Consider the following 9,599-nt stretch of genomic DNA (forward strand, 5'->3'; position numbering starts at 1 on the left):
CATCGAGGGGCGCTGAGCGTGCGAGCCGAGATCGAGCAGAGAGGATCTTCACGGCGTGGTCACCTGGGGGTGCTGAAGCTCTGCGAGGTCATCTTCTACGGCTTCAACCGCACCTGGGGCGAAGGTGCACGCGGCGAGGAGAAGCTGGGGGCTGCGCTGGCTGAGCTCGAGACCCGCGGCTGGACGGTGCTGCATGACGTCGTGCTCGACAGCTGGAACATCGACCACGTGGCCATCGGACCCACCGGGGTCTTCACCATTGAGACCAAGTCGCATCGCGGTCGAATCCAGCATGATGGTCAGCAGCTGCTGCGCGGTGGGCGCCCCCTCGAGAAGGACTTCCTGCGGCAGGCCAAAAGCCAGGGCCTGTGGCTCGGCAAGCAGCTCGAGCAGAGAGGACACAGCGTCTTCGTGACCCCCATCGTCTGTTTCACCCGCGCCTACGTTCGGATCCCGAAATCCGCCACGCGACCGGTCGTGGTGGTTCCGCTGAAGTGGCTGCTCGAGACGCTCGAACGCGGAAAGGTGCGTCTGAACGAGGCGGCTCTCCGCGACGTGACGGCTGCTGTTCGCGACTGCTGTGCTCACGTAGCCACCCGAGCAGACGACACATGATTCGCCCCCTCATCGCCATGTTGCTGCTGCTGGCGGGGCTCGCCCTGCCGATGCCCTCGCCGCGCCATCTGCCGCGCTGGCGCGGGTTCAACCTGCTCGAGCACTTCCAGGCCGAGTCGTGTCGCCCGTTCCGCGAGGAAGACTTTCGCCTCATCTCGGAGCTCGGGTTCAACTTCGTGCGCCTGCCGCTCGACTATCGCGCATGGATTGTGGGCGGCGACGCGTCGCGCATCGACCCGTCGAAGCTGCGTGACATCGACGAGGCGGTGGCCTTCGGGCAGCGGTACGGGGTGCACGTGTGCATCAACCTGCACCGCGCGCCGGGCTACTGCGTGGTTGTCCCCGCCGAGGCGCGCGATCTGTTCACCGACCCTGAGGCGCTGCGCCTCTGCGCGCTGCACTGGGCGACGTTCGCACGACGCTATCGCGGGGTGCCGAGCGCCCAGCTGAGCTTCAACCTCATCAACGAGCCGATGGTGGCCCACGACGCTGACTACGTGCGCGTGGTACGGGTTCTCACCGAAGCCATCCGGCGCGAAGATCCGCAGCGGCTCATCATCGCCGATGGCACGCACTGGGGCAATACGCCGGTCGACGCGCTCGCGTCGCTGGGCATCGCCCAGGCGACGCGCGGATACGAGCCCATGATGCTGACGCACTATCGCGCGAAGTGGATCACCGGATCAGACGCCTGGACAGTGCCTCGATGGCCGATGGCAGAGGTCGAGCCGTATCTCTACGGTCCGTGGCACAAAGGGATCTGTGGCCCGCTCGTCATCATGTCGCACAGGCGTGGGGCGCAGACGCTGCGGCTGCGCGTCGATCGTGTTTCGAAGCAGGCGCTGCTGGTCATTTCAGCCGATGGGCGTGAGGTGCTGCGCAGGTCGTTCACCCCAGGTCCGGGAGTGGGCGACTGGAAGGAAGTCCACTACAAGCCCCAGTGGCGGGTGTATCAGAACCGCTACGATTGCGATTGCGTGGTGACCCTCCCCGCGGGTACGAAGCGCATCGAGGTTTCAAACCTCGAGGGCGATTGGCTGCGGTGGTCGTCGCTCACGCTTGAAGGCCCTGAGGGTGCGGTACGCGTGAGCCCGAACTGGGAATGGGGGGTTCATCCGCAGACCCTCGACATCGATGCCCGCGGAGCCGTGACGTCGAGCGAGATGCGTGACCGCGACTGGCTGCGCGTCCACCAGAACGTCCCGTGGAAGCGACTCGAGGCGCGGGGCGTGGGGGTGATGGTGGGGGAGTTCGGATGCTACAACCAGACCCCGCACCATGTGGCTCTGCGCTGGATGCGCGACAACCTCGAGAACTGGCGCGACGCGGGTTGGGGATGGGCGCTCTGGAACTTCCGCGGGTCATTTGGCCCGCTTGACAGCGGGCGTTCGGATGTGCGCTACGAAGACTTCCACGGGCACAAGCTCGATCGCGAGATGATGGACCTGCTGCGACGGAGCTGAGAATGGGACGTTGAGACGAGGCGGTGCGGGAGACCCAGAGACGCCTCTCGACCCGTCTTCATCTGCTCAGTCGCGCAGGGCTCGATGCCCTGGAACTTTCGATGGGCTTGTGACTGCGGTTGCCTGCGCTTGGGCTAGACCTCGAGCTCACCACCCGGATCCGGGAAGGGCACATGGCCCCTCGCCGCCTCCTGCACCGATTCCGGGTCGTGCTTGTACTGGAAGAGCGGCACGAAGACCACGGCCAGCACCAGGGCGTAGCCCGCGAAGACGAACCAGCAGTGGGTCCAGTCGGTGACGCCGTTCACGGTGTTGGCGTCGATGACGTAGCCCGCGCCCTTGGCGCCGAAGAAGCCGCCGATGCCGTTGGTCATCATCATGAAGAGGCCCTGGGCGCTGGCGCGGATGTCCTTGGGGGCTTCGAGGTCGACGAAGAGCGAGCCGGAGATGTTGAAGAAGTCGAAGGCGCAGCCGTACACGATCATCGAGAGGATGAACAGCCACAGGCCGCCGCCCGGGTTGCCTACCGCCAGCAGGCCGAAGCGCAGGCACCACGCCACCATGCTCATCAGCATCACGTTCTTGATGCCGAGACGGCGCAAGAAGAAGGGGATGGTGAGAATGAAGAGGGTCTCCGACATCTGCGAGATCGAGATGATGATGGCGGGGAACTTCACAGCCAGCGAGGTCTCGTAGAGCGGGTTCGTGTCGAAGCTGTGGATGTAGGCGTCGGCGAACATGTTGGTGATCTGCAGGCAGACGCCGAGCAACATCGAGAAGATGAAGAACACCGCCATCTTCGTCTGCCGGAACAGCACCAGTGCGTCGAGCCCGAGGGCGCTGAACAGCGAGGCGCCAGCGGTGGCGCCGGCCGGAGGGCAGGCGGGCAGCGTGAACGAGTAGAGCCCGAGGATGATGGCCGAGACGCCGCCGATGTAGAGCTGCGCCGGGCTGAGCTCGAGGTGGCTCAGGCTCACCGCCCACATGGCGACGATGAAGCCCACGGTTCCCCACACGCGAATGGGGGGGAAGTCTTTCACCACGTCGAGGTCATTCTTCTCGAGAATGGCGTACGACACGGTGTTCGCCATGGCGATGGTGGGCATGTAGCAGAGCGAGTTGATGAGAATCAGCCAGTAGAGCTGGTCGGGGTCGGTGGCCTGGGCCGCCTTGAGCAGCGTGAGCCCCCCGAGAACATGCAGCAGGCCGTAGACCCGCTCGGCGTTCATGAAGCGGTCGGCAATGATACCCGTTATGCCCGGCATGAACAGCGAGGCGATGGCCAGGCTGCCATACACGGCGCCGATCTGGGCCCCCTTGGCGTGCAACGTGACGGCCATGTACGCGCCCAGGGTGATGAGCCACGCCCCCCAGAGAAAGAACTGGAGGAAGTTCATGACGGTCAGGCGGAGCTTGATTCCCATGGGCACATCCCTTCATGCGACGATCTTGGGGCAGTGCGGGCGCCGGCCACGGTTGTGCGCGGGCATCGACGACGGCACAGGCGCGCGGGCGATCTGCGCAACGGGACAGGTTTCGATTCAGGAGCAGACGCATCCTCTGACATCAGACGGAGGGGAGAGACCTGCCCCGTCGTCGTGGGAGCCCCGCAGGCAGGCCTCGTCGCCCGGCGGCCCGTACTGATGCGCCAGGACCATGACGACATCGAACACCGACAGGCGCGCGCCGTGACCGACGACACCGCTGCCCCCAGCGGGGCGACGACCTGGGCAGAGACCCCCGTGCTCGTCACGGGTGCCGCCGGATTTCTCGGGCGGCGCCTGTGCGCCGCGCTGCGAGCGCGGGGGGCGCGGGTCACGGGGCTGACGCGCTCGCAGGAAGGCGCGGTCAAGGGGGAGGCGTGGGCCGTCGCTGATGTTTCCGACGTCCATGCCGTGCGCCGCGTCTTCGACGGGTGTCGCCCCGCCTTCGTCTTCCACCTGGCGGCCCACCTCGATCCCAGCCCAGACATGTCGACCCTGCCCGAGCACGTGCGGGTGAACACCCTGGGTACCGCCTCTGTGATTGCCGCCGCCCTCGCGTCCGGGAGCCCTCGTCTGGTGGTGACGGGAACGGCGGCCGAGTGCGGCCCGACTCCGCCCACGCCCATCATCGACGAGACCCCCTCGTGTCCGATCACTCCCTACGGCATGTCGAAGGCGCTGGCGACCCGTCTCTGTCTCGACGCATTCTCCGCGTCCCGTCTGCCCGTGACGGTGGCGCGGCTGTTCATGGTGTACGGCCCCGGCCAGTCGACGCGCTTCTTCGTGCCACAGCTGGTGGAGGCGGCGCGCCAGGGTCGGGTTCTCGACATGACCCTCGGGCGGCAGACCCGCGACTTCATTCACGTCGACGACGCGGTCGACGGCCTGCTCGCGATTGCCGGGGCTGACGCGCTTGCGGGACGCGTGGTGAACCTGTGCTCCGGGGTCGAGCAGTCGCTCGAGGAGGTTTGCCGGACCTTTGAAAGAATCACCGGCCGGACCGGTCTGGCGCGCATGGGCGCGCTTCCCTACCGAGAAGGCGAGATCATGCGCTGCTTCGGCCAACCGCGCGCGGTGCGCGAGCACACGGGTTGGGCCCCGGGAGTCAGCCTCGACCGCGGTCTCACCGATCTCTGGGAACGGTCCGCCCCATCGCCATGAGAGAAGCCATCTCCCTGCATCCCGACGCTTCGGCAGAGTTCGACCCCCACGCGCGCACCTATCGCGACACCGTCGATGGTTCGCTGCGCTTCGTGGAGGCGTCGGCTGACGAGATGGCCCGCGTCAAGTGCGATCTCCTCCTCGACGCGGCATCTCGCCTGCTCGGCGATCCTTCCGGGCTGTCGATGCTCGACGTGGGGTGCGGTGTCGGCTTGATGGAGCGCTTCCTTCTGCCTCGCGCGGGTCGCCTGGTGGGGGGCGACGTCTCGGCCGAGATGGTGGCCGAGGCACAGCGGCGCGAGCCGGAGGCTGCGTTCGTGCACCTTCCGAGCGCGGGGCTCCCCTTTGATACCCACGCATTCGACCTGCAGTTCAGCGCCTGCGTCTACCATCACGTGCCGCCCGCCGAGCGGCGGGGCGTGGTGGCCGAGCTTGCCCGGGTCGTACGTCCGGGCGGGATGCTGTTCGTGTTCGAGCACAACCCCTACAACCCCGTGACGCGCAAGATCGTGGCCGACTGCCCCCTCGATCGCGACGCTGTGCTGCTCGAGCCGCGCGAGACGCGCAGCCTGCTCCGCGAGGCCGGACTCGAGATCGTGGAGCAGCGGTACTACCTCTTCTTCCCCGGCCGCCTGCGGGCGCTCCGGCCGCTCGAGCGCTGGCTCGGGTGGCTGCCGCTGGGCGGGCAGTACTACGTCGCGGCGCGCAAGCCGCGCTCAGGAGACACGTGAACGGTCCAGAGCTCTCGCTGGTTATTCCGCTCTACAACGAGGAGGCGAACCTCCCCGCGGTGCCCGATGCCATCGCGGCGGCCCTTGTGGCGGCCGGCATCGATTACGAGCTCGTGCTCGTCGACAACGGATCGCGCGATGGCACGGCGGCCATTCTCGATGAGATGGCGGCGCGCGATCCGCGCATCCGCATCGTGACGATCTCGGAGAACGACGGGTTCGGCTGGGGCGTTACCTGTGGCCTCGCTGTCTGCCAGGGCTACGCGGTGGGATACATGGGGGGCGACGGCCAGAACCGACCCGAAGACGTGGTCTCGGTCTACCACTTGCTGCGCCGCCGTCATCTGCATCTGGCGAAGGTGCGGCGGGTGACGCGGGGCGATGGCTGGCAGCGCCGCGTCGTCACGCGCCTGTGCAACGCGATCTTCCCCCTGCTCTTCCCCGTGCGCTCGCGCGACATCAACGGCACGCCCAAGATCATGCGGGGCGACGTGTACCGCGCGTTGCGCCCGCGCAGCCGCGACTGGTTCATCGACGCCGAGATCATGATCAAGCTCGGCGCGCGCGGCGGCACCTGTGGCGAGGTCGATGTCGACTTCCTTCCTCGGGCCGGCGGGTCGTCGAACGTGCGCTGGACCACGCTGGCCGAGTTCCTGATCAACATCGTGCGGTTCACGTTCGAGCCGTGGCGCTGGCGCCCCCAGTCCGACGAGGCGGCCCTGCCGCGCAACGGGCGCAGCGCGGCGGCGGTGATGCCGGAGGGCAGCTCATGAAGGTCGTCGTCCTGTGCGGTGGAATGGGGACTCGCCTGCGCGAGGAGACCGAGGTGCGCCCCAAGCCGATGGTCGAGGTGGGGGGGCGCCCCATCTTGTGGCACATCATGAAGATCTACAGCCACCATGGCTTCGACGACTTCGTGCTCTGCCTCGGCTACAAGGGGTCGGTCATCCGCCGCTACTTCCTCGACTACTACCACGAGAACTGCGACCTGACGATCGATCTCTCGCGCCCGGACGGGGTACAGGCCCACGGGCCGCATCCGGAGCACTGGAAGGTCACGCTGGCGGAGACCGGGCTCGAGACCATGACCGCGCAGCGAATCAAGCGCGCGGCCCGCTACCTGGGCCAGGACGACGTGTTCATGCTCACCTACGGCGATGGCGTGGCCGATGTCGATCTGCGGGCGCTGCTCGCCTTTCACCGCAGCCACGGCAAGCTGGCCACCGTCACCGCCGTGCACCCTTCGTCTCGCTGGGGAGAGCTCGTGCTCGATGGTGACGCGGCCGCCGAGTTCCGCGAGAAGCCGCAGCTCACCGAGGGGTTCATCAACGGCGGTTTCTTCGTGCTCGATCGGCGCGTGCTCGACTATATCGACGATGACCCCACGGTGCCGTTCGAGCGCGGCCCCATGCAGCGCCTCACCGCCGATGGCCAGCTCATGGCCTTTCGCCACGAGGGCTTCTGGCAGGCCATGGACACGCTGCGCGACATGACGAGCCTCAATGAGCTGTGGGCGTCGGGGCGCCCGCCGTGGAAGGTGTGGGCCTAGGCGCTCCTGCGCCCGACGATTGACCCTACGGCGTGTCGGTGAGCGTGCCCGCTCTCGGATCGATGAGCGCTTGTGCGCGCTCCGGGTGAAAGCCCACGCAGGGCACCACGTAGAACGTCTGCGCCACCCGCCCGTTCCATTCCACGGGCAGCGGCCGGGCATCGCCGACGCGATCGAACGCCGCGCTCAGCCGCTCGCGCAGCCCCTGTCGGCCGTCGTCGAACGGCTTGCGCATGACCAGCAGACCGCTCTGCCCACGCATCGCCTCAGGCGATTCCCAGTTCAGGTACTCGAGCCCGCGTCGCCCCAGACCGAACATGAGAACGGGGCGCGCCTGCAGCAGCGACAGGTGGCTGGCGAGCCGGTGGTCTTCAGCGGCGATGAAGGCGGTCTGGGGCGAGGGGAGGGCGCTGAGCTCGGCCTCGAGCAGCGCGGGCAGGGCGGGGTAGGCGTACATCTCGGTGAGGGCGCTCCCTTGGGGGCGCCCCCCCAGGCCGAACAAGATGCGGGGCGCCGCAAGGCCTGCCGTGGCCACGAGCAGCGGAGCGAAGGCGATGCCCACCGCCCACCCGATGCGTCGTCGCCACTGCCGCGGGTCTTCGGTGGCCATACGTTGCGCCACCCACTGCCCCAGCAGGGGAAACAGGCCGATGTAGCCGCAGAGCGTCCAGTAGACCTGCACGTTGCGGAACGGCACCAGGGCGAAGAAGGCGCACAGGACGGGCAGCGAGGCGGCGAGGGCGAGGCGTGTGGCCTCGGGGTCTGGCGCGCTGGCTGATGTGGCCTGCGCATCGCGCGCGGGGGGCGCAGACGCCGCGACGCTCTCGGGGGCAGCATCCGCGCGGGGCGCGAACGCTTCTCGCGCGGCGCGCGCCGTCGCCGCGACGAGAGCCACCGCGATGAGGGGCGACAGCCCACCGAGGGTCTCGAGCACGAAGTTGAGGGCCTGACGGAGGTTGATGTGCACGGTCTCGTGGGTCCGCTCGGTCGCCTGGAACGCGAAGGTCTGCCAGCCGTGGGTCGCGTTCCACCAGAGGCAGGGGCTGTAGACCAGCAGGGCGATGACGAGGGCGGTCCATGGCCACGGCGTGGCGAGCCAGCGCCGGCGCGCGCGGGGGGCCACGACGAAGAACAGGCCCAGGCCGAAGGCGAGGGCGAACGAGGTGAACTTGGCCAGCAGGCAGGCGCCCAGGGCCACGCCGGCATGCCCCCAGCGGCGGGCCGGAGATGCGTCCGGGGGAGCGAAGACCGCTTCGTGCCAGGCCAGCAGGGTCCACGCCCAGGTGAGCAGCAGGGTCGACTCCGGCCAGGCCAGCACGGCCATGATGGTGTAGTAGGGGGCGGTCACGAACGCCGCGGCGGCCCAGTGCGCGGCCTGCTCGTCTCCTGTTGCGCGCCGCGCGTACCGATGCACGATGAGGGCGCAGGCCGTCGCGCAGAGCAGCGCGGGGAGACGCACCACAAGCGCGCTGTTGCCGAGGGGAACGAAGAGGGTGCCCAGCCACGCAGTGAGCGGAGGGTGATCGTAGTACCCCAGGGATGGGTGACGCGCCCATTCCCAGTAGTACGGTTCGTTCAGGGTGAGCGGCAGCAGCGCCGCCACCGTCACGCGCAGCACGGTGGCGATGATCAGGGCAACGAGAAAGGGTGAGGCCTGCACGGAGGCCTTCGTTATCGCGGGCGCTTCGTGATTCCTCCCGGGCGTGTGCAGGCCAGGCGCCACGACGAGAGCCTCACGCGGCGTCGGAGCGTTCGGTCAGCGACCGTCGGCGGCGTACGGGTGATCGACCACCGTGTGGTGATCGGCCTGTGGGATGTGAATCACCTTCGCGTGGAGGTGCTGGGCGATGCGCTCGAACCCGGGTGACGTGGCGTCAACGATGGTGTCCTGCCCACCCGCCACGATGGTCGTGTCGACGTTGTCGGGCATGGTCAGGTGCGAGATCATCTTCTGGAAGTTCGAGTCGGGGCGCATCTGTCGCCCGGGCGATACGCCGGGGAAGCGCCCATCAAGGGCGCGGGGGGCCCAGCGCACCCCATTGGCGGCGCGCATCCCCTCGAGGGGAGGCCCGAACATCACGTGACGGATGGGGGGGCCTTCGATGCGACCGTCTTCTTGCAGATGCTGCAGCGCGCTCAGGGCCACGCGCGTTCCGAGGCTGTGGGAGCGCAGGTCGAGGGGCTTTCCCGGGTTCTCTGTCCGCCACGCGTCGATGGCGTCGGCGAGGTGACGTCCGGAATCGCTGATCGATTGATACTGGTCGTTGTAGATGAACGCCTTCACCGCCTCGCCATGGGTGGCGGCGTAGTCGGAGATGGGCTGGGCTGATGAAGGCCCGGAGTTCATGCCGTGCACAACGATGGTGGTGCCGTGGGCGCCGTCGCCCGGGGCGAGATCGATCAATCGCCCCGGCGCCTGCTTGTCGCCCAGCAGCGCGCGCTCCTCGCGGTCGTTGATGACGCGCGCGGCGTGTGGTGTCTCGTCAAGGTCGGCATCGTGCTTTCCACACCCGCCCAGGTTTCCGCGGTACTGGGCGGGCTTGACGGGGGTCGCGTCTGCGCGGGTCGTGGAAGCGGCCGTCGTGGGGGCGGGGGA

At 68.0% G+C, this 9,599-nt stretch carries 9 protein-coding genes; 6 read left to right on the forward strand and 3 right to left on the reverse strand.

What is annotated here, in order from left to right:
- Both EB084_12750 and EB084_12755 read left to right on the forward strand, forming a co-directional pair.
- The coding region (locus EB084_12750; protein ID NDD29126.1) for an NERD domain-containing protein at positions 1–615 on the forward strand (615 nt) is incomplete at its 5' end.
- Positions 612–2,078 (forward strand): glycoside hydrolase, encoded by a 1,467-nt coding sequence (locus EB084_12755; protein ID NDD29127.1) that lies wholly within the window; start codon positions 612–614, stop codon positions 2,076–2,078. The genes EB084_12750 and EB084_12755, both read left to right, overlap by 4 nt.
- Before the next feature lie 134 nt (positions 2,079–2,212).
- Here EB084_12755 and EB084_12760 read toward each other — a convergent pair whose 3' ends face one another.
- Positions 2,213–3,502, reverse strand: a complete 1,290-nt coding sequence (locus EB084_12760) for an MFS transporter (GenBank protein ID NDD29128.1) — start codon at positions 3,500–3,502, stop codon at positions 2,213–2,215.
- A 219-nt stretch (positions 3,503–3,721) separates the two neighbouring features.
- On the opposite strand from EB084_12760, the gene EB084_12765 reads away from it, so the two are divergent.
- Genes EB084_12765 through rfbF form a run of 4 tightly spaced genes read left to right on the forward strand, consistent with a single transcriptional unit; the run spans position 3,722 to position 7,003 of the window.
- The gene (locus EB084_12765; GenBank protein ID NDD29129.1) at positions 3,722–4,723 is read left to right on the forward strand and encodes an NAD(P)-dependent oxidoreductase; all 1,002 of its coding nucleotides are present in this window, start codon (positions 3,722–3,724) and stop codon (positions 4,721–4,723) included.
- Complete coding sequence (locus EB084_12770; protein ID NDD29130.1) at positions 4,720–5,454, forward strand: class I SAM-dependent methyltransferase; 735 nt, start codon at positions 4,720–4,722, stop codon at positions 5,452–5,454. The genes EB084_12765 and EB084_12770 overlap by 4 nt, the downstream gene beginning before the upstream one ends.
- Positions 5,241–6,227 carry a glycosyltransferase family 2 protein gene (locus EB084_12775; protein NDD29131.1) on the forward strand — a complete coding sequence of 329 codons (987 nt, stop codon included), beginning with the start codon at positions 5,241–5,243 and terminating at the stop codon, positions 6,225–6,227. Before EB084_12770 ends, EB084_12775 begins: the two co-directional genes overlap by 214 nt.
- Positions 6,224–7,003 carry a glucose-1-phosphate cytidylyltransferase gene (rfbF, locus tag EB084_12780; GenBank protein ID NDD29132.1) on the forward strand — a complete coding sequence of 260 codons (780 nt, stop codon included), beginning with the start codon at positions 6,224–6,226 and terminating at the stop codon, positions 7,001–7,003. Before EB084_12775 ends, rfbF begins: the two co-directional genes overlap by 4 nt.
- A 25-nt stretch (positions 7,004–7,028) precedes the next feature.
- Here rfbF and EB084_12785 read toward each other — a convergent pair whose 3' ends face one another.
- Together EB084_12785 and EB084_12790 are read right to left on the reverse strand one after the other, a co-directional pair.
- The gene (locus EB084_12785; protein ID NDD29133.1) at positions 7,029–8,726 is read right to left on the reverse strand and encodes a hypothetical protein; all 1,698 of its coding nucleotides are present in this window, start codon (positions 8,724–8,726) and stop codon (positions 7,029–7,031) included.
- Positions 8,727–8,759: 33 nt separating this feature from the next.
- On the reverse strand, positions 8,760–9,599 hold an 840-nt coding region (locus EB084_12790; protein NDD29134.1), incomplete at its 5' end, for an alpha/beta hydrolase.

It is taken from the genome of Pseudomonadota bacterium (genome assembly GCA_010028905.1).
GTDB lineage: Bacteria > Vulcanimicrobiota > Xenobia > RGZZ01 > RGZZ01 > RGZZ01.